Below are 20,051 nucleotides of genomic sequence, written 5' to 3'. Positions count from 1 at the left end.
CGGTGACGGGTGCCGCCGGCGTCTGCCCGCGCTCCGGCCTAGACGATGTCCTGGGACTTGGCGAAACGGGTGATCGCGCGCTGGGTGCCGCGGTTGGCGAGGACCTGGATGATGGCGCTGACCGAGGCGGAGACCAGTGCGAAGGTCAGGGCCGAACGCAGGGTGGTGGGGATGTCGTCGTCGTGGCCCTTCGGCGGCTTGTTGCCGGTGGACTTCTCCCAGACGGTGTCGACGATCTTGGTACCGACAAACCCGGCGAGCAGGCTTATGCCGGTGCCGAGCAGCTTGATGAAGATGTTCATTCTTCGGACTCCTTCGGGGAGGGAACGGGGCTTCCCCTAGCCTAGCGTCCCGTCCCTGACGGGAGGACCGACGGTACGGGCCCGCTCCGGCGGAGCATCTCCGCCTGAGGGCCAGCGTGAATGTGACACCCGCCCAAAGGAAACCCCGCCGGGCGGGTGTAAACTGACACCGCCCACAAGGGTGATCTTAAATACGACAGGGGAGCGCCGCCGTCGGCAGCTGGAGGAATCCAGGGACCATCGGTGGGCGCTGAGAGTGCGGACAGCCGCAGACCCTCGAACCTGATCCGGTTAGTACCGGCGCAAGGGAGTCGAGTTCTCAGAATGCACGGCGGGGTGGCGGAAGCCGCGGCCGGCCGGTGCATTCTCCCCTCCTGTTCCTCAGGAGGACGACATGACTGATATTTCTGCCAAGCAGGGCCTGGCCCGGCGCAGCTACAACTGGCGCGTAGTGGACATTGTGGTGGCCGCCTTGATTGCGGTCGCCGGAGGCATCATCTTCTGGGCCTGGTCCCAGGGTGCCAACCTGATTTCCGCCCCGGTCAACGCGCTGTATCCGCCGCTGACGGGGCTCTACGCCGGCGGCTGGATGATTCCCGCCGTACTGGGCATGCTCATCATCCGCAAGCCGGGCGCGGCCCTCTTCTGCGAAACCGTAGCGGCCACCGGCGAGCTGATCATGGGGTCCCAGTACGGCACGACGGTGCTGATCTCCGGCGTCCTGCAGGGGCTCGGCGCGGAGCTCGTGTTCGCCGCCCTGGTCTACAAGAAGTTCAATCTGCCGGTGGCGTTGCTGGCCGGTGCCGGTGCGGGCCTCTTCTGCGGCCTCAATGACTCGTTCCTGCCGTGGGGCTGGAACATCGCTTACGCCGGCGGCGACAAACTCGCCTACATCATCTTCACCGCCGTCTCCGGTGCCGTGATCGCCGGCGGTCTGTCCTGGCTCGCCACCCGGGGACTGGCGAAGACCGGGGTACTGAGTTCCTTCGCCTCGCGCAAGGCCGCCACGGAGCCCGTGTTCTCCTGAAGACCGCACCGCTGACAGAATTCCCGACGACGGGCCACCGCGCATGAGCGCAACCAACTCCGTCCGCCCCGCCCAGGTCACGGCACGTGGCTGGGGCTGGCGGCACGCTGGAAGGTCCCGGCCCGCGGTCAACGGGCTGGACCTGGACATCAGCCCCGGGGAGCGGGTGCTGCTGCTGGGGCCCTCGGGCTCGGGCAAATCGACGCTGCTCCACGCCCTGGCGGGGGTCCTCGGCGACAACACCGCCGGCGACAATTCCGCCGGGGCCACCCCGGAGGATTCCGATGAGACCGGCACGCTGCTGATCGACGGCGCCTCACCGCGGGCGCAGCGGGGCCGGGCCGGGCTTGTCCAACAGGACCCGGAAACCCAGGTGGTGCTCTCCCGGCTTGGCGATGATGTCGCGTTCGGCGCGGAAAACCTGTCGGTGCCCGCGGCCGAGATCTGGGTCCGGGTGAGGGAAGCGCTCGACGACGTCGGACTGGGCCACCTGCCGCTGAACCATCCGACTTCGGCCCTGTCCGGCGGGCAGAAGCAGCGTTTGGCCCTCGCCGGGATCCTGGCCATGCGCCCGGGGCTGATCCTGCTGGACGAACCCACCGCCAACCTCGACCCGGCCGGCGTCCTGGAAGTACGGGACGCCGTGGGCCGGTGCCTGGACAAAACCGGGGCCACCCTCGTGGTCGTGGAGCACCGGGTCTCCGTGTGGAAAGACCTCGTGGACCGGATTGTGGTCCTCCAGCCCGGCAGCGCGACCGAACCGGCCGTGCTGATCGACGGTCCGCCGGACAGGGTCCTGGCGCAGGCACGGGACATGCTCACCGCCGCGGGCGTCTGGGTCCCCGGCTACGTACCGCAAACGCGGGCCCGTACGGCGCCGGCAGTCCCGGCGGGGGCCACGTCAACCGCCCCGCCCGGCGGACACCCGCCCGGCGGGCACCCGCCCGGCGGACACGGGGCCGGGGGACACAGGCCCGGGACGCTGCTGATGGCAGCCGAGAACCTGGCCGTCTCCCGCGAACGCGGCCGCCGTTCGGGGCTGCGCGGGGGCTTCCGCACCATCCCGCCCCTAGCCGTGCAGTCCGGCATCACCGCCCGGGTCCGCGCCGGCGAAGCCCTGACCATCACGGGCCCCAACGGCTCGGGGAAGTCGACCTTCGCCCTGACCTTGGCGGGCCTGCTGGCGCCGGTCTCCGGGGCCGTTTCCGCCACGCTGGAGCTGAGCGACGGTGCGGGGATCGATCCCTACAAGTGGAAGGCGCAGCAGCTGATTGCCCGGATCGGAACGGTCTTCCAGGAACCGGAGCACCAGTTCGTCACCGGCCGGGTCCTCGACGAGTTGCTGTTCGGCCCCCGGCACCTGGGGCGCGGGGAAGAACGGGTGGACGAGCTGCTGGAGCGGCTGCGGCTGACCGAACTGGTGGACGCCAACCCCTACACGCTCTCCGGCGGCGAAAAACGCCGGCTCTCGGTGGCCACCGTGCTCGCGGCCCATCCGCAGGTGCTGGTGCTGGACGAGCCCACCTTCGGCCAGGATGCCAACACCTGGTCCGAACTCGCCTCCTTCCTCTCCGAACTCCTCGACGCCGGCACCGCCGTTGTGTCCGTCACGCACGACGCGGAATTCAGTGCCGTGCTCGGCGGCACCGAACTCAGCCTCAACACCCCGGACCGCCGGGGCACGGATCCGGTGAAGGCGCCATGAGGGATGCTTTGAGCCTGCGCGGCAACCATGCGCTGCTGACCCGGGCGAACCCTCTGGCCAAGTTCGCGGCCGTCGTCCTGATCACGCTGGTGCTGGCGCTGTCCATTGACTGGGTTTCCGCCTCGGTGGCGCTGGCCTGCGAGGTGGCTCTGTTCCCGCTCGCAGGGCTCAGCCTGGCGCTGCTGTGGCAACGCGGCTGGCCGCTGGTCCTGGCGGCGGCACTGGGCGGCTGGAGCACCGCCATCCTGGCGCCGGACAGCGGCCGGATACTGCTCGACGCCGGTATCTGGTCCATCAGCGAAGGTTCCCTTGAACTCGGGCTGGGGTTCCTGCTCCGCGGGCTGGCGATCGCGCTGCCCGCGGTTCTGCTGATGAGCTGCACGGACCCCACGGACCTGGCCGACGCGCTGGCGCAGAACGCGAAACTGCCGCACCGCTTCGTCCTGGGCACGCTGGCCGCGATGCGGCTTGTCGGGATCATGGCCGAGGAATGGCAGACCATCGGGATGGCGCGGCGCGCCCGCGGTGTGGGCTCGCGGGGCAACCCCTACCAGCGCCTCCGCTCCACGCTCGGGCAGAGCTTCGGCCTCCTTGTGCAGGCCATCCGACGCGCCTCCCGGCTGGCTGTCACCATGGAAGCACGCGGCTTCGGCGGCGCCGAACGGACCTGGGCCCGGCCCTCGACCTTCAGCGGCATGGACCTGTGGGTGCTGCTGGGCGGTGCCGGGATCGCCGCGGGCGCCGTGACCGCGGCCTTGGCGGCCGGGACTTGGAACCTCGTCTTCCTTACTCCGCAGTAGCCAGCATCCGGCCCTCTCCGCCGGACACGGTGCGTCGCTTGTTTATCGCACAGCATGGATATTCCTGTGAGCTAATCCGCACTTCTGCGGCATCTGCCTACCTTGATAGCTCATCCGTGATATTTTTTGGGTATGACTCAAGAAACTGCTGAACACGTAGGCGCCCTCCTGCGGGATGCCCGCGGCCAGAAGGGCTGGACCCAAGGGCAGCTCGCCGCCGAGCTGGGCACCAGCCAGAGTGCGATTGCCCGGATGGAACAAGGGAAGCAAAACCTGAGCCTGAAAATGATCCAGCGGCTGGAATCCATCTTCGGCCGCAGCATCGTCAAGGTTGGCCGCCCGCAGATGACCCACCTGCGGGTCGAGGGCGGCCGCACGCTGTCCGGATCGGTGGATGTCAACAGCAGCAAGAACGCCGGCGTCGCCCTGTTGTGCGCCAGCCTGATCAACCGCGGCACCACGACGCTGCGCCGGCTGGCCCGGATCGAGGAGGTCAATCGGATCGTTGAAGTGCTGACCAGCATCGGCGTCGAATGCACCTGGCTCAACGCGAACGATCTGCAGATCCGCCGCCCCGCCGTGCTGGACCTTGATTCCATGGACGTGGAGGCAGCCCGCCGGACCCGCAGCGTCATCATGCTGCTCGGCCCGCTGCTGGACGAATCCAGCGAATACCGCCTGCCGTACGCTGGCGGCTGTGACCTCGGCACCCGCACCGTTCAGCCCCACATGCAGGCTCTTCGCCAGTTCGGTCTCAGCGTGGAGGCGACCTCCGGGTTCTACGTGGTGCAGGCGCCGTCGTCGGACGGGAACGACCGGTCCTTCGTGCTGAGCGAACGCGGGGACACCGTCACCGAGAACGCGATCATGGCCGCGGCCCACCGCCGCGGCACCACCATCATCCGCAATGCCAGCCCCAACTACATGGTGCAGGATCTGTGCTTCTACCTTCAGATGCTCGGCGTGGAGATCCAGGGTGTGGGAACCACCACCCTGAAAATCACCGGCCTGCCCTCCGTCGACGCCGACGTCGAGTACTTCCCCTCCGAGGATCCGATCGAGGCGATGAGCCTGATCACCGCCGGCATCGTGACCAACTCGGAAGTCACCATCCGCCGTGTCCCCATAGAGTTCATGGAGATCGAGCTCGCGACGCTTGAACAGATGGGCCAGCGTCTCGAGGTGTCGGGCGAATACCTGGCCCGCAACGGCCGCACCCGGCTGGTGGATGTGACCACCAAGCCCTCGGAATTGCGGGCACCGGAGGACAAAATCCACCCTATGCCGTTCCCCGGCCTCAACATCGACAACCTGCCCTTCTTCGCGGTCATTGCGGCCAACGCCACCGGCCAGACCATGATCCACGACTGGGTGTACGAGAACCGGGCGATCTACCTGACTGAGCTGAACAAACTCGGCGCCCAGGTGCAGCTGCTGGATCCGCACCGGATCTACGTCAACGGCCCGACCAAGTGGCGGGCGGCCGAAGTGGGCTGCCCACCGGCACTCCGCCCCGCAGCCTGCCTGCTGCTCGCGATGCTCGCCGCCCGAGGCGTCTCGGAGCTGCGCAACATCTACGTGATCGAGCGCGGCTACGAGGATCTGGCCGAGCGGCTCAACACTATTGGCGCCAAGATCGAGTACTTCCAGGACTGAGACGATCCTGGAAGTGGCGGTTCTCCGGACCCGTGCCGAGGGGCTCCGCAAGGGTCGCTCCGCGGGCGCGGAGAGACCCCGTTCGGGGGTAGCGCGTTTCCGCAGGTCCTGACGCACAATAGATTCATGCGCACCTTTGGTGTCGAGGAAGAACTCTTGATCGTGGACCCGGAAACGGGGATGCCGCTGGCCTTGGCGGACGTCATCCTGCCCGGCCTGCTCCCGCCGGCGCCGGAAACCGGGCGGGTGGTCGCAACTCAGCGGCCGGTCCACGAGGACGCCGGTTTCAGCTTTGAACTCAAGCTGGAGCAGATCGAAACCCAGACGCCGCCCTGTCTGGACTACACCGAGTTGCTCCGGCAGCTCCGGCAGGGCCGCTCCCTCGCGGATCAGGCCGCCCGGGCGCACGGCGCCCGCGTCGCGGCGCTGGCCACGTCGCCCCGCGGCTCTGCAACGCACACCACGCCCTCGCCGCGTTATGTCACGATGCAGGAACGCTTCGGGCTCACGGTCCGGAACCAGCTCACCTGCGGCTTCCACGTGCACACCTTCGTGGAGTCCGCCGAGGAGGGTGTGGCGGTGATGGACCGGATCCGCGACAAGCTGGCCGTACTGATAGCCCTCAGCGCCAATTCCCCGTACTGGAACGGTGCGGAGACCGGGTTTGAGAGCTACCGTACACAGGCCTGGAACCGCTGGCCTGGCTCGGGTCCCACGATGATCTTCGGCAGCCTGCCCGTCTACCGGCGGGTCGTGACCCGGCTGGTGGAGAGCGGTGTGCTGCTGGACGAGGGGATGATCTACTTCGACGCCCGGCTGTGCCGGCACCACCCCACGGTGGAGGTCCGGGTCGCCGACGTCTGCCTCCGGGCCGAGGACGCGGGGCTGATTGCCGTGCTGGTGCGCGCCCTGGTCGAGTCCGCCGGCCGGGAGTGGGCCGACGGTGTGGAGCCGGCCCCGGTGCCGACGTTGTTGCTCCGGATGGCCGCCTGGCAGGCCAGCAACTGCGGGCTTCGCGGCCAGCTGCTGGACTTCGGAACGTTCCTGCCGACCCCCGCTGCCCAGGTGGTCCAAGCGTTCGTGGACTATCTGGCCCCGGTGCTGGCCGAGCAGGGCGAGCTCGAACTGGTCCGCGAGGGGATCGCGCGGATCGTCGCGGAGGGGACCGGGTCCCAGCTGCAGCGCCAGCCGTTCAAACACGGCGGGCTTGTGGCCGTCGTCGACCGCGCCGTCCAGGTGACCACGCAGGGCACGGAACCCTCGCACCGCACCCACCAGCCGTCGCTGCGGCGGGTCCGCCGGGTCTGAGCGCGAAGCCGCCGCCGAGATGACAGTTCGCGGCAGTTCCGCGTGCAAACACTGCCGCGAACTGTCATCCCGCGGACGGGAAGACGCCCTAGACCTGCTTGAGCGCTTGGCCGAGGTCGCGGATCAGGTCGTCGACGTCTTCCAGGCCCACGGAGAGCCGCACCACCCCGTCGCTGAGACCAATCGCCGCGCGGCCCTCCGGACCCATGGCGCGGTGCGTCGTCGTGGCCGGATGGGTGATGAGGGACTTGGCATCGCCCAGGTTGTTGGAGATGTCGATGATCCGAAGCGCATCCAGCAGCGCGAACGCTGCCTCCTTGGCGGAGCGCCCCGGGGAAGGCGACAGCTCCAACGTCAGCACGGTGCCGCCGGCCTTCATCTGCTTCGCCGCCAGCTCGTACTGCGGGTGGGACGGCAGCAGCGGGTACAACACCGCTTTCACTGCGGGTTGCACCTCGAGCCATTCGGCCAGCCGCAGCGCCGATGCCGAGGAGTGGTTCACTCTCAAGGCCATGGTCTCCAGGCCCTTTGTGAGCACCCAGGCGTTGAAGGCCGAAAGCGCCGGGCCGGTGTGCCGCATGAGCTGCTTGACCGGACCGTCAATGAACTCCTTGGTGCCGAGGATCGCGCCGCCGAGCACCCGTCCCTGGCCGTCGATGTGCTTCGTGCCGGAGTACACCACCACGTCGGCGCCGAGATCCCCGCAGCGCTGCAGCAGCGGAGTGGCAAAGACGTTGTCGACGACGACGGTCGCGCCCGCGGCGTGCGCCAGCTCGCTCACGGCCGCGATGTCCACGATCTCCTGCATCGGGTTCGACGGCGACTCGAAGAAGACCGCCGTCGTCGGCTCCGACAACGCCGAACGCCACTGTTCCAGATCCGGCCCGTCGACGAAAACGGTCTCCACGCCCCAGCGCGGCAGGATCTCATTGAGGATTACAAAGCAGGAACCGAACAAAGAGCGCGCAGCGACCACACGGTCGCCGGCGCCGAGCAAGGCGCCGAGCGCGGTGAACACGGCGGACATGCCGGACGCCGTCGCAAAGCACGCCTCGGTGCCTTCAAGCAGACGGAGCCGTTCCTGGAAGGTCGCGACCGACGGGTTGCCGTACCGGGAGTACACGAACCGCTCGTCCTCGCCGGTGAAGGCCCGCTCGGCGGCGGCTGCGGATTCGTAGACGAAGCCCGAGTTGAGGAAGATCGGCTCGGTGGTTTCCTGGAAGCCGGTACGGTCGAGACCGCCGCGGACAGCCTGGGTTTCAGCGCTCCAGGCGGCGGCGTCGGGATTGAAAGTCACTTAGTTCTTCCCGAGGTTGGTGGGCAGGCCGCGGTTCTTCCAGCCGTTGACGCTCCGTTCGCCGTACTGGTCCGGGGCGCCTTCGAAGCCCTCAAGGACGTTGTAGGAGACGAAGCCGGCCTCCGTGGCGGCGTTCGCGGCGGCGATGGAGCGGACACCGGAACGGCAGAGGAACACGAGTTCGGTCCCGTCGGCCTCCGGGGCCTGCTGCTTCAGCTGTTCAATGAAGTGCGAATTGGGGATGCCTCCGGTCAGGTTCCACTGGATGAACAGCGGATCGTTCTCCGTGCCTTTGGTGTCCGGGATGCCGATGTGGGCCCACTCGGACTCCGTGCGGACGTCAACCAGGATGGCGCCTGCTTCGAGCTTCTCCCACGCCTCCTGGGGGCTGAGGTCTCCGGCGTAGCTCACGCGTGGCCCCCGATGGTCTCTTCGTAGCCGAAACCGTCGATTTCGAGGCCTTCCACCGCATCGGCGACGGCGGCGTCCGCACTGGCAATCGCGGCCGGCAGCACAACGGCCTGGGCCACAATGACGGTGCTGCCGTTGAATGTGGCGGACGGGCTGCCGTGCAGCACGTATCCCTCGGCCAGTGCGGTGGAAACGCGCTCACAGAAGGAGCGGTCGTCGGGTCCGGTGAAGAGGCGGTAGGCCAGTCTTTCCGCGGCGCCGGGAACGGCCGGGGAGGGGGCAGTTGCTGTCTCCGGGACAGCGGGGGCGGAAGCGTCGGGCACGACGGGGCTCCTTCTTTCACGCTTGCAGCTCGAATGGTCGATATGCCGAGTATTCACCTGAGGCACCCCGCCGCGAAGAGGGAGGGTTGCCGACCGGCCAGTCAGGGCTTGGCGCCGGTTCTCATTACTCTCCAAAAACGTAACACCTGCTGCGCCCGGGCGCACCGCCGTCGTCGTCATGTTCCGTAACCGGCGCGTGCCTCCACCCGGCCCGGACGCCGGCGCGCAGCGATGCAGCCGGTGTCCGTCCGGGGTGTCCGCGCCGACCGGTGGACATGCCCTTCGGCCGAGCGGGACCAGCGCGGGACATGCCCTCCCTTGGGCGGCAGGGATGGACCTGTAGCCACTATGTCCATCCTTAGGCGCGGCCGCGGGGCATGCTCTGCGGTGGAGCGGGACCAGCGCGGGACATGCCCTCTCTTGGGCGGGAGGGAAGGACATATAGCCACTATGTCCTTCCTTAGGCGCGGCCGCGGGGCATGCTCTGCGGCGGAGCGGGACCAGCGCGGGACATGCCCATTCTTCGCGGTGCAAGCGCGCCTCGAGCGGACCCTCTGGGTAGCCGGGAGCCGAATTCGCGTATCGCGAGTGCGCCCAACGTGGGCGCCTGAGCCAGTTCCGAGTATCGGCTACTCGGGCCTTGTGATAGGGCGCTCGCTTTTACTTGTAACGAGGCTGCCGCACCCCGGCGGCCTCAGGGTGCAAGCCGCCGCTCATGAGGGGTGTCGCGCAGGGTTATGACACGCCCCGGATGCCGTCTCAGAATTGAATGGAGAAACCGTGAAACCCCGCGTCCTGATCACCGGTGCCGGCGGACGTGCCGGCCGCGCGCTAGCCGTGCAGTTGAAGTCCAGAGACATCCCATTCCTCGGAGCCGACGTCCGCGAACTGCCGGCCGGAGCGGGCTTCACCGCCGTCCGCGTACCCCCGGCCACCGATCCGGAAATGGTCCCGGTGCTGCGGCGCCTCGTCGCCCGCGAGGGCATCAATCTCGTCATTCCGACGGCCAGGGCGGAACTTACTCACCTCTCGGCCGCCCGCGCCGGTTTCGGACGGGACGTCCGCGTCATCATCGGGGACCCTGGACCCGTGGCACTGGCCAACGACAAGCTCTTCACTGCCTGGCAGCTCCGTTCGGCCGGCGTCCCGGTTCCGCGCTTCGGCGTTCCCGGTGATTTCGCCGACGCCGACGATGCCATGGCGGCGCTGGACGGCCCCGTGGTGGTCAAGCCGAGGGTTTTTCGCGGCAGTGATTCCGTGATCTTCATCGACGGTAGCCGGCACGTCGACTGGGCAGCGCTGCCCGACGGCCAAGTTCTCCAGGAATACATTCCCGGTACGGAATATCTGTCCATGGTCTTTGGCACCCCCGCCCACAACGGAACCGCTCCGTTCGTGATCGTGACAGAACGGACAGCATCGGCAGGGGGAAACCCGGTAACGGCGCCGGGATCCGTCCGCAGGGCCGAGGCCGGAGAGGCAATGGACGTCGGCAACCTTGGGATGGCCGCCGTCCGTTCGCTGGGACTGACGGGCCCCGTTGAGCTGACGGTCCGACGCCGGGACGACGGGACCCCGGTAGTACTGGACGTAAACGCCCGCTTCGGCGCCAGCAGCGAATCCGCACCGGAACTGCTCGATGCCGTCCTGGCTTCCTTCAATCTCCCGTCTTTCAACCCCGCCTCGTTCCGGCAGGGCAGCGGGGCCTTCGCCTATGCCGTGGTCTGACGTAATGGACCCCGGCACGCCGCTTTTCCTGCTGCTCATCACGGGCCTGCCGATCGCTGTCTTTGGCCTCGTCCAGCTGCTTGCGCTGCCGTTGGCCTTGGGCTTGGAACTGCGTGCAGCCAGCCGCCGGCGCCAGGGAGCTCCGACCCTGTGGGATGAATGGCCAAGCGTGTCGATCGTTGTTCCGGCCTGCAATGCGGGCACCGTCATCGACAATTGCCTCCGGTCCATCGCACGAACCCGGTACGCCCGGTATGAGGTCGTCCTCGTCGACGACGGCTCCACGGACGGCACTGCGGAACTGATGGCCTCCTGGGCAGCGGGGGATCCCCGGATCAAAGTCCTGCGGCAGCCCGGTGGAGGAGAGGCAGCTGCCCGGAATCTGGGCGCCCGGCACGCGGCGGGCGACATCCTGATGTTTGTCGACGCTGATGCGACCTTTTCCCGGTCCACCGTCGACCGCATGCTTCAGGGCTTTGAGGACCGGCGCACCGGGGCCGTCTATGGCGACGACTGGCCGGCCCGCTGGAACCAACTAGGCCCGGGCGGGCTGCTGGCTTCGATCAGTTCTCTTGGCACCGCCATAACCCGGCGGGCATTGGCCGCCGTCGGGGGACTCCCGGTCCTTCCCGGCCGCCTCGAGGCGTTCCCCAGCAAAGTCCTGGCCGAGATCGGGCCGTTCCGGGAGGGCGAGGCAGGCTCGGAGCTGGAGCTTGCCTGGCGCGTGCGTGCAGCCGGCTACCGTGTCGCCTTCGCGCCGCGGGCCGGGATCCAGGCCGCGTGTCCGTCGACTCTGCGGGACCTCTGGCGGCTGCGCTCCCGCCGGGCGCTGCACCTGCTGACGGCCCACGGCTGCATGACCGGCACCCTGTGGACGGGATTTGTGCTGCGCCACCAGTGGCTCGCGGCGCTCGTCCCGGTTTATTCCATATTCACGGCCTTGCTCTTGCTCGCCGGGCTGGCGCGGCACGTCCGGCGCCCGGCTGGACGCCCGGCTGGGCGCCGGGGCAAGCAAAGCCTCCCTGCGTCAGTGAGTTCCGGCGCGGCCCGGGACGACGACGCCTGGCGGGCGCTCCGGGAGGCCTGGGCCTGAGTGCGCCGGGAGCCGGCTACTCGATGGTGGCGTAGAGCGCATTCAACTCTGCCGTAAGCTGCTTCCGCAGCTCCGGAGTGCCGATCTCCTTGCCGTCAATATGGTTGACCGGGGCCAGCAGCCTGATGCTTGAGATGAGCCACACGGCGTCGGCGTCAAGCAGGTCCTTCGGCTCCAGCGGCCCGTAGCCCAGCTCCCAGCCAGCCGCCTTGGCCGCGGTGAACAAGGCGCCCTGGGAGGTTCCGGGCAGAATTCCGCTGTCCAGCTGGGGTGTGATGAGCCGGCGGATCGTGCGGACGCCGCCCTGGCCGTCGTCGGACGTTTCCAGGTGCGCCAGCAGGACTGTCGACGTCGGACCCTCAAGGACACGCCCGTCCGCCGAGATGAAGATGACATCGTCCGCGCCCTGATGGTGGGCGTAGCGCAGCGCGGCCATGTTGACTGCGTAGGAGAGGGTCTTGGCGCCGAGCAGCAGCCACGGTGCGCGCTCGCCGATCTCACTGTCGTAGCCGCGGTCCAGAAGCAGGACGTCGATCCCGGTCTCGCGCTGGCGGCGGCCGGCGGCGCCGGGCGCGGAGGCCTGCACCCAGCAGGTGGGCCTGCCCTCGCCTTCCACCCCGCGCGTCACGAGGAGTTTCACCACCAGCTCGTCGGCCGGGGCAGGGGCCTCCGCCGTGTCCGGAGCCTGCGGGCCCCGGAACTCGCGGATCGCTGTCTCAATGGCACGCCGCCATTGGTCCTCCGCCGGAATGTCGAGCTCCAGAACCCGCGCGGAGCCGGCCAGCCGGTCCAGATGGGCCTGGAGCTTGCGGGGCCGGCCGCCGACGGCAAGCAGCGACTCGAACACGCCGTCGCCGCGGGTCGCGCCCTGGTCGGTGGCCATCAACTGCGGCTTGGACGCGTCAGCGACCCGGCCGCCTTCAAGCTCGGGGTCCAGAAACACCAGCACAGCGGCGGGGCCGGCAACAGAGGCAGAAGTCATGGTTTCAGCTTAGTGCGGCGCGGGCCGCGATAGGATTTGAAGATTGCCCGTTCCGGAAATGCTCCGCGGGTCTGGAACATGAGGGGTTCGCCTGTGCTGTGGCCATTTCCGCTGGTGGGAACGCTCCCGTCCTGGGCGGTCCTCATCCTGACCTTCATCGACTTTGCGATCCGGGTGCTGGCCCTCGGCATCATCCCAGGAAACCGCCGTCCCACCACCGCCATGGCGTGGCTGCTGGGCATCTTCTTCGTCCCCGCCGTGGGCCTGGTGCTGTTCCTGCTCTTCGGGAACTTCCGCCTTTCCCGCAAGCGCCGCGCCCAGCAGGAAGCCGTGAACATGCGCGTCCGGGAAGGGACACTGGAACTGGCCAGCCTGGAGAGCCATTACGACGGGCCGGAGTGGGTGGCTTCCGCCGCGGAGCTGAACAAGACCCTGGGCTCGCTCCCGATGGTGGACGGCAACAAGGTGGAGCTGTTGCCGGGTTACCCGGATTCCATCAGAGCGATGGCGGCGGCCGTCCGCGAGGCCAAGGACTTCGTCAACGCGGAGTTCTACATCATGAGCACGGACCATGTGACCGACGAACTGCTCACCGCCCTGGAGGACGCCGCCGAGCGCGGCGTCGAAGTCCGCGTCCTGTTCGACCACCTCGGCACGTTGCGGATCAAGGGCTATAGCAAACTCATCGCCCGGCTCAAGGCCAGCAAGATCAGCTGGCGGCCCATGCTGCCGCTGCGGCCGGCGCGCGGGCAGTGGCGCCGTCCTGACCTGCGCAACCATCGCAAGATCATGGTGATCGACGGCGAGGTCGCCTTCACCGGTTCGCAGAACCTTATCGAGCCCTCCTATAACAACCCGCGGCACCGCAAGGTGGGCCGCGAGTGGGTGGAGCTGATGGCCTGCCTGCGCGGCCCGATCGTCACCACCCTCAATGTGGTTTTCGCCACCGACTGGCTCAACGAAACCGACGAGTCGCTCGAGCACCAGCTGGGGCACCGGCCCGAGCTGCACGCCGGCGACATCACCGCCCAGGTGGTTCCCAGCGGTCCCGGCTTCATCACCGAGAACAACCTGCGGCTCTTCAATACGCTGATTTATTCGGCGCAGCATAAGGTCTCGATCTGCAGTCCGTATTTCGTTCCCGACGACTCGTTGCTCTACGCAGTGACGACGGCGGCACAGCGGGGCGTCGACGTCGAATTGTTCGTCTCGGAAAAAGGCGACCAGTTCCTGGTCCACCATGCCCAGCAGTCGTACTACGAGGCCCTTTTGGAGGCCGGGGTGCGGATCTACCTTTACAAGGCCCCGTTCGTGCTGCATGCGAAGCACTTCACGATCGACGACGAAGTAGCGGTGCTGGGCTCGAGCAACATGGACATGCGCTCCTTCTCGCTGAACCTGGAGGTCTCGGTGATGCTGCTGGGCGAGGATATCGTCCAGAGGCTCCGCGCGGTGGAGGACACATACCGTGACATCTCGCACGAGCTGGTCCTCGAGGACTGGATGAAGCGTCCGATGCTGGTCAAATACGTGGACAACGTGGCACGGCTGACGGCGACGCTGCAGTAACTCGCCGTTAGGAATCGCCGGCCCGTCCGGCCGGGAATTCGGCGCCGACCGCGGAGAGCACACCAAACGCCTTTGTCCGGATCTCCTCGTATTCCTCCTCCGGAGAGGAATCCGCCGTGATCGCGCCGCCGACGCCGAGACTCAGCCGGGTTCCGCCGACCCCGTCGGCGGATTCATGAATCACGAGGGTACGGATCGCCACGGCGAGGTCGGTGGCGCCGTTCAGCGAGAAGTAGCCGATCGCCCCCGAGTACACGCCCCGGGCGGCGCCTTCCAGCCGGTCCAGGATGGCCATGGTGCTGACCTTCGGCGCGCCCGTCATCGACCCCGCCGGGAAGCAGGCCGCCACGGCTTCCGCCCGCGGCAGTCCGGGCCGAAGCCGCGCATCGATGGTGCTGACCATCTGGTGGACGGTGGCGTAGCTTTCAATCGTGCAGAGCCGGCTGACGGACACGGATCCGGGTACAGCGAAATGGCTCAGGTCATTGCGCAGTAGGTCCACGATCATGATGTTTTCGGCGCGGTCCTTTGCTGAGGCTTCCAGTTCCTGCCTCAGCGCCGCGTCCCGTAAAGGGTCAGTGTCCCGTCGCCGGGTGCCCTTGATCGGCTCGGCCCGCATGCCGCCGTCGGCCGAAATCCGCAGGAAGCGCTCCGGCGAAGTGCTGGCCACGCTGAGTTCTCCGAAACGCAGGTAGCTGGCGAACGGCGCCGGATTGCGCCGCCGGAGCGCTTGGTACGCCTGCCAGGGGTCCAGGCCGCCGGCCGGGACGCGCGCCGTCAGGGCCGTGGTGAGGCAGACCTCGTAGCTGTTGCCTTCGGTGATCTGGTACTGCGCGTCGGCGATCTTGGTCTTGTAGGCGAGTTCCGAGTCCCGCGCGGTGAAGTCCGGCCCGGCAGGCCGTTCGACGGCGGCAGCTCGGCCGGCCTGCGCAGGCACCGCCCCGGTTTGCGACCGGGACTGGGCCCCGGACTGAGCCACGGCCAACCGGGCCGCGGCCAGCCACTCCTCGGTGTCGGCGGTGTCCAGGGCGAGAAGCCACACCGTGCGCTCCAGATGGTCCAGCACGACGGCACGTCCGGCGAAAAGCAGGCAGGCGTCGGGGGTATCCGAGGGAACGTCGCTTCCGCCGGTCTCGCGTTTGAGTTCGTAGCCGAGATAACCCAGCCAGCCCAGCGCGAACTCGCCCGGGTAGCCCTCGGGGGCGCGGAGCGCATTGCGCCCCCAGGCGCCGTCGAGCCAGCGGAAAAATGGTCCCTCGGTTCGGACAGTGGCGTTTCCGACGCTAACGGTGGTTTCGCCCGAGCTGTGCCGGACCGTCTGGCCGAACCGGCCGCCGTCGTCCGCCAGGATGCTGAACCGGCTCCTTTCGGCCGCGCCGTGGGGGTCTGCGCCGTCCGGGTCCATGCGACGTGCACCGGGCGCATCCCGTGATTCCGGCGGGAGGGAGGAGTCCAGCCATACTGCGTTGGCAGAGCGGCCGAAAAGTCGCTCGAACAGCACGACGGCGTCCGGCGCCGCGTCGATCCGTTCCGTCCGGAGCTGCAGCCCGCGGCGGGCCGCGAGTTCCGGCATGAGCACCGGGGCCAGCGCGGGCAGGTACTGGAGGGATTCCAGCACCTCCGCCGGGGCGGCACCGTCCGCGAGGTTGACCACCCGGACGTCGGCGTGGGCCGGGACGTCATCCGCGGCCAGCCATTCCTGCTCCTGGGCGGCCCACTGATCCCAGTAGGGTTCGTAGCTGGCACCGTCACGCTGCATTGCCCGGCTGCGGCGGTCCTGTTCCGGAGAGTCCGCCCAGATCACGGCGGTCAGGAACGGGCGGGCGGCTTCGGCCGCTGCGCCCACGCCTTCCACCAGGACAATTTCGGCGGGCTGGGTGGTGCGGGTTTCGCCGTCGTAGTGGCGGTTCCAGTCCCAGCTGACCCATTCGGCAGGGTTGCCGTGCTGCAGCGGCTGCAGGACCGTGGAGACGTAGCGTTCTATGCCTGCCGCGAGGCCGTTCCAGCCAGGATAGATATCCTCCAGATGGAAGAGCGAGACCTTGTGATGCTCCCGCAGCCGCGCGGCGAGTTCGATTGCCAGGGTGGTTTTTCCTGCGCCGGACCGGCCGTCGATGGCAATGATCACGGGTGCGGGGGTCATGAAATAGAGCGTACCCGCTGTTCGGGACGCTGCCCTTGCAGCGGGCCCTGGTGGGCCAGCTGGGCGCGGACGTGCTCAACGATGCCGGGCAAGGCGGCATGGATCAGGTTCCAGGTCGTCTCGAAGTCCGTGTGTCCGCCGTACCAGGGGTCCTCGATGCCCTGGTCCAGGAGGTCCTTGCCCGCTACTGCCGGATCGAAGCTGCGCAGCATCCGGATCTTGGACAGCGACGCTTGGTCCGGTGCCGCCTGCCGCAGCCAGCCGTAGTGGTCTACGTCCAGGGCCAGGATCAGCTGGTAGCTCTGAAACCATTCGGACCGCCATTCCCGGGCGAGGTGGCGGTTTGATGAAATGCCATGGGCCAGCAGCGCCCGGGCTGCGCGGGGATCGATCGGCCGGCCTACCTCATAGGCTGTCGTTCCGGCCGAGTCCACTGCGGCCGCGGCTAGCCCCTCCGCGGCGAAAACCTCCGCGAGCATCAGCGCGGCCATCGGGGACCGGCAGATGTTTCCGGTGCAGACCGCGATGATCCGGTACTGGCTCGACAATGAGGTCATGCTGCTAAGCATGAACGATCCGGGCACTTCTTGGCTAGCGGCAATTACGGCGATGTTACAAGGGTGTCATTTACGGTGTCACGTTTGTCATTTAGAGGAGGCGAGGCGGGCAGCCGCTGGGGACGCTGGCGGGGAGGCGTCGAGGCCCGACCCCTCGGGCGGATTCAGTGGAGCAGGGCCAGCAGAACACCGACCGCAACGAACAAGGCACCAAAAGTCCGGTTGAGGACCATCTGACCGCGGGCGTCGCGGGTGAACCGCTGGAAGGTCGTGGCTGCTGCGGCGAAAAAGAGCCACATGACGAGGACGTCGATCACTACGACGGTGGCGGAAAGGACCACATATTGCGGGAGCAGCGGCTGCTCTGCGCGGATGAACTGCGGCATGAAGGCCAGGAAAAACACGATGGCTTTGGGATTGAGCAGATTGACCCACAGCCCCCGGCGGAACATGGAGAGGGCGGGCTCGTCGCGCAGGGCTGCGGCCTTCTCCTGATCCAGATCCGGTTTCTGCAGGAACTGCCGGATACCGAGGTACACGAGGTAGGCGGCGCCGGCATAGCGGATGACGTTGAAGGCCGTCGGCGAGCTGGTCACGAGCACCCCGACGCCCAGGGCCACAATCAGGATGTGCACGATCAGGGCGGCCTGCTGGCCGAGGATGCCCCAGATCGACCGACGAAATCCCGAGTTCAGTGAGTTGCTCATCGTGTTGATGGCGCCTGCTCCGGGAGTGAAGCTGATCAGGACGCCGGCGCTGGCGAGGGCCAGCCAAAGGGAGGGTTGCACCAGTCAAGTTTACGGTCCCGGCAGTGGCGGACTTGATTGGATGACGGGAGTCACTCGCCGCGACGGCTGTAGCTGAGAATCATGTTGCCTTTGCTGGTCTGCTGGGATGACTGCAGCTCCAGCCGGGTGAGGGGATCGCCGTCGTTGAACAGCCGCCGCCCACTGCCCGCGATCACGGGATGGACAATCAGCATCAAGGTGTCGAGCAGCCCGGCGAACAGCATCTGGTGGACCAGCGAAATGCTGCTGAAGATCCCTATTTCGCCGCCGTCGCCGTTCTTCAGGCCCGCTACGAAGTCCTCCAGCGGGCCCTGGATCAGACGCGAATTCTGCCACTCGAGCTCTCCGGCCAGGGTCCGGGACGCGACAAACTTCGGCAGCGGATTGATGAACCCCGCGAAGTCGCCGTCGCTCTCGGCCTTCGGCCAGTACTCTGCCCACTGCTGGTACCCGACGCGGCCCAGGAGCGCGGTGTCGATCCGGCCCATCATCTCGCCCATTCCGGCGCCCAGCTCTTCGTCGAAGCTGTCGAATTGCCACAGGAACGGGTCTTCAACCACGCCGTCCACAGAGCAGAAAAGTCCGGCCGTCAATTTGCGCATGCGGTTCTCCTTACCCGGGGTCTCTAGTGCACCCTATCCGCAGAACCGGACGGACGGAACGGCTGCCGAAAACTTGCGGGCGGCCGTCCCAGATGGCTGGCTGTCGTCAAGACCGCGGGACCGCGACGAGCATGATGGCCGCTGTGGTCTTGTTTATCTTTGCCATAGTGGTACTCCTTTTGCTGGGACCCGAGAACCGGGCCGAGGTTTCGGCCTGGCTCAGTGGCGTGCCTACGGACGCCGCCCGTTCGCCGGGGACGGCCGGAATGTCGCGTCCTTTCCGGCCTGTTTCGGCAAATTTGTGGCTCTTTCAGGCGCGGGCGATGACCTCGCCGTTGGGGATGAGGAACCAGCCGTCGTCGGTGGAGCCCCAACGGTGCCAGCCCGCGGAGATCCGGGCCAGTTCGGCGGCCGTGGCGAAGCCGTACTCGAGGGCTTGGTCCGCGAAGGCCGAGTGCAGCACCCGCTCACCCCACACGCGGGCCTGCCACCGCCGCTGCTGGCCTGTGGCGTACAACCAGTTGCTGCTGGTTGGTGCGACGTCGGTGAACCCGGCGGACTGCGCCCAGGAGACCAAGCGGCGGCCTGCGTCGGGCTCCGCACCGTTCCGGCGGGCGATCCGCTGGTAAAGCTCCATCCACTCATCGAGCTCCGGGATGGCCGGATACCAGCTCATGCCGTGGAAGTCCGCATCGCGGACCGCGACGATTCCGCCCGGCCGGGCCACCCGGCGCATTTCCCGCAGTGCGGCCACCGGATCGGTGAGGTGCTGCAGCACCTGGTGCGCGTGGACGACGTCGAACGTCTCATCCTCAAAGTCCAGATCGTAGATATTGCCGGCCGCGAATTCCACATTGGTCACACCGCGCTCCGCGGCGAGAGCAGTGGCATGGGTGATGACGTCGGGGGAACGGTCCAGCCCGGTGACCTGGCCGGGAGCGACCAAGGCCGCAAAATCGCAGGTGATGCTGCCGGGCCCGCAGCCGACGTCGAGGACCGATACGCCGGGCGTAAGGTATGGGACCACGAACGCAGCGGAGTTCTCCGCCGTCCGTGAGGCGTGGGCGCGGACCACCGATTCGTGGTGGCCGTGGCTATACACATCGTCCGGCTGCTGTGCACTCATAATGAAACGCTACCGCCTGGCGGGCTCAAACGGCGGCAGCGTCCGACGGCGGTGCTGCCGCCGCCTCCCGCCCGGCCCTGATCGTTGCCTCAATCATCGAGGTCAGGAACCGGGTGGCGATCTCGAGTTCCTCGGGAGTGAACTCTGCCATGGCCGCTCCCATCTGGCGGGCGAGCGGGAGGAACATGGCGCCGCCGTCGCGGTACGCCTTCGGCGTCATCCGCAACTGCACCTGACGGCGGTCCGTCCCCTGGCGTTCCCGGACGACGTGGCCGGAGCCGTGCAACCGGTCGATCAGCGCAGTCGTGGCCGGCGAGCTGAGATTGAGTTCCTTGCGGAGCACCCCCGGCGTGACGATCTGGTTTCTCGCTGTGTGCGTCATGATCACCGACAGCGCAGTCAGGTCGGTCCGGTGCATGTTGTTGCGGCCGCCGGCAGCATCCACGTAGCGGTTGGTTTCGAGGCTGAACTCCTGGAGCAGCCGGACAAGCGGCGGGGTGGCCGACGAATCAGGAGTGGCCGAAGAATCAGATGTGCCGGAAGGACCATGCGTGCCCGAAGAATCAGGCGTGCCGGAAGGACCATGCGTGCCCGAAGAATCAGGCGTGCCGGAAGGGGGCAGTGGTCGCGCTGC

General features: G+C 67.6%; 19 protein-coding genes and 2 riboswitches. Of the genes, 8 read left to right on the top strand and 11 right to left on the bottom strand.

Annotated features, from left to right (window positions below):
* Positions 1 to 38: 38 nt before the first annotated feature.
* Entirely contained in the window at positions 39 to 302 is a 264-nt protein-coding gene (locus OM977_RS18455; RefSeq protein WP_264355326.1) for a DUF4235 domain-containing protein, read from the bottom strand.
* A 188-nt stretch (positions 303 to 490) separates the two neighbouring features.
* Positions 491 to 629, top strand: a riboswitch (TPP riboswitch).
* 67 nt (positions 630 to 696) lie between these two features.
* On the opposite strand from OM977_RS18455, the gene OM977_RS18450 reads away from it, so the two are divergent.
* From OM977_RS18450 to OM977_RS18430, 5 genes are all read left to right on the top strand, one after another.
* Positions 697 to 1,329 (top strand): ECF transporter S component, encoded by a 633-nt coding sequence (locus OM977_RS18450; protein ID WP_264355325.1) that lies wholly within the window; start codon positions 697 to 699, stop codon positions 1,327 to 1,329.
* 43 nt (positions 1,330 to 1,372) lie between these two features.
* Positions 1,373 to 3,034, top strand: a complete 1,662-nt coding sequence (locus tag OM977_RS18445) for an ABC transporter ATP-binding protein (RefSeq protein WP_264355324.1) — start codon at positions 1,373 to 1,375, stop codon at positions 3,032 to 3,034.
* On the top strand, positions 3,031 to 3,834 hold the full coding sequence (locus OM977_RS18440; protein WP_264355323.1) for an energy-coupling factor transporter transmembrane component T family protein: 804 nt from the start codon (positions 3,031 to 3,033) through the stop codon (positions 3,832 to 3,834). The genes OM977_RS18445 and OM977_RS18440 overlap by 4 nt, the downstream gene beginning before the upstream one ends.
* A 132-nt stretch (positions 3,835 to 3,966) precedes the next feature.
* On the top strand, positions 3,967 to 5,490 hold the full coding sequence (locus OM977_RS18435; RefSeq protein WP_264355322.1) for a UDP-N-acetylglucosamine 1-carboxyvinyltransferase: 1,524 nt from the start codon (positions 3,967 to 3,969) through the stop codon (positions 5,488 to 5,490).
* A gap of 126 nt (positions 5,491 to 5,616) precedes the next feature.
* The gene (locus OM977_RS18430) at positions 5,617 to 6,798 is read left to right on the top strand and encodes a glutamate--cysteine ligase 2 (protein ID WP_264355321.1); all 1,182 of its coding nucleotides are present in this window, start codon (positions 5,617 to 5,619) and stop codon (positions 6,796 to 6,798) included.
* 88 nt (positions 6,799 to 6,886) lie between these two features.
* On the opposite strand, the gene OM977_RS18425 is transcribed toward OM977_RS18430, so the two are convergent.
* From OM977_RS18425 to OM977_RS18415, 3 genes are read right to left on the bottom strand one after another with little or no spacing between them, the layout of a single operon-like run.
* Positions 6,887 to 8,095, bottom strand: a complete 1,209-nt coding sequence (locus tag OM977_RS18425) for an O-succinylhomoserine sulfhydrylase (protein WP_264355320.1) — start codon at positions 8,093 to 8,095, stop codon at positions 6,887 to 6,889.
* Positions 8,096 to 8,506, bottom strand: coding sequence for a rhodanese-like domain-containing protein (locus OM977_RS18420; RefSeq protein ID WP_264355319.1), 411 nt, complete (start codon positions 8,504 to 8,506; stop codon positions 8,096 to 8,098). It lies immediately after the preceding gene.
* A complete protein-coding gene (locus OM977_RS18415) occupies positions 8,503 to 8,751 on the bottom strand; it encodes a DUF1737 domain-containing protein (protein ID WP_264357476.1) in 249 nt (82 codons plus the stop codon). Before OM977_RS18415 ends, OM977_RS18420 begins: the two co-directional genes overlap by 4 nt.
* 91 nt (positions 8,752 to 8,842) lie before the next feature.
* Positions 8,843 to 8,958, bottom strand: a riboswitch (SAM riboswitch).
* 651 nt (positions 8,959 to 9,609) lie between these two features.
* Here OM977_RS18415 and OM977_RS18410 point away from each other — a divergent pair.
* Complete coding sequence (locus OM977_RS18410; RefSeq protein ID WP_264355318.1) at positions 9,610 to 10,557, top strand: ATP-grasp domain-containing protein; 948 nt, start codon at positions 9,610 to 9,612, stop codon at positions 10,555 to 10,557.
* 4 nt (positions 10,558 to 10,561) lie between these two features.
* The gene (locus OM977_RS18405) at positions 10,562 to 11,650 is read left to right on the top strand and encodes a glycosyltransferase (protein WP_264355317.1); all 1,089 of its coding nucleotides are present in this window, start codon (positions 10,562 to 10,564) and stop codon (positions 11,648 to 11,650) included.
* Positions 11,651 to 11,666: 16 nt separating this feature from the next.
* Here the strand turns inward: OM977_RS18405 and OM977_RS18400 are convergent, their stop codons facing one another.
* Entirely contained in the window at positions 11,667 to 12,632 is a 966-nt protein-coding gene (locus OM977_RS18400) for an aminodeoxychorismate lyase (protein WP_264355316.1), read from the bottom strand.
* A 93-nt stretch (positions 12,633 to 12,725) separates the two neighbouring features.
* On the opposite strand from OM977_RS18400, the gene cls reads away from it, so the two are divergent.
* A complete protein-coding gene (gene cls, locus OM977_RS18395; RefSeq protein ID WP_442960669.1) occupies positions 12,726 to 14,201 on the top strand; it encodes a cardiolipin synthase in 1,476 nt (491 codons plus the stop codon).
* Between the two features lie 7 nt (positions 14,202 to 14,208).
* On the opposite strand, the gene pabB is transcribed toward cls, so the two are convergent.
* The 6 genes from pabB to OM977_RS18365 all read right to left on the bottom strand — a co-directional run bounded on the left by pabB (position 14,209) and on the right by OM977_RS18365 (position 19,898).
* A complete protein-coding gene (pabB, locus tag OM977_RS18390; protein WP_264355315.1) occupies positions 14,209 to 16,344 on the bottom strand; it encodes an aminodeoxychorismate synthase component I in 2,136 nt (711 codons plus the stop codon).
* Positions 16,341 to 16,901, bottom strand: coding sequence for a low molecular weight protein-tyrosine-phosphatase (locus tag OM977_RS18385; RefSeq protein ID WP_264355314.1), 561 nt, complete (start codon positions 16,899 to 16,901; stop codon positions 16,341 to 16,343). Before OM977_RS18385 ends, pabB begins: the two co-directional genes overlap by 4 nt.
* A gap of 164 nt (positions 16,902 to 17,065) precedes the next feature.
* Positions 17,066 to 17,689, bottom strand: a complete 624-nt coding sequence (locus OM977_RS18380; RefSeq protein ID WP_264355313.1) for a LysE family transporter — start codon at positions 17,687 to 17,689, stop codon at positions 17,066 to 17,068.
* A 50-nt stretch (positions 17,690 to 17,739) separates the two neighbouring features.
* Positions 17,740 to 18,291, bottom strand: a complete 552-nt coding sequence (locus tag OM977_RS18375) for a dihydrofolate reductase family protein (protein ID WP_264355312.1) — start codon at positions 18,289 to 18,291, stop codon at positions 17,740 to 17,742.
* Between the two features lie 310 nt (positions 18,292 to 18,601).
* The gene (locus tag OM977_RS18370; RefSeq protein WP_264355311.1) at positions 18,602 to 19,417 is read right to left on the bottom strand and encodes a class I SAM-dependent methyltransferase; all 816 of its coding nucleotides are present in this window, start codon (positions 19,415 to 19,417) and stop codon (positions 18,602 to 18,604) included.
* 25 nt (positions 19,418 to 19,442) lie between these two features.
* Positions 19,443 to 19,898 (bottom strand): MarR family winged helix-turn-helix transcriptional regulator, encoded by a 456-nt coding sequence (locus OM977_RS18365; protein ID WP_264357474.1) that lies wholly within the window; start codon positions 19,896 to 19,898, stop codon positions 19,443 to 19,445.
* Between the last annotated feature and the right edge of the window lie 153 nt (positions 19,899 to 20,051).

Source organism: Pseudarthrobacter sp. MM222 (assembly GCF_947090775.1).
GTDB lineage: Bacteria > Actinomycetota > Actinomycetes > Actinomycetales > Micrococcaceae > Arthrobacter.
Note: the sequence above shows the minus strand (reverse complement) of the source record. Positions and strands in the feature narration are given on the sequence as shown.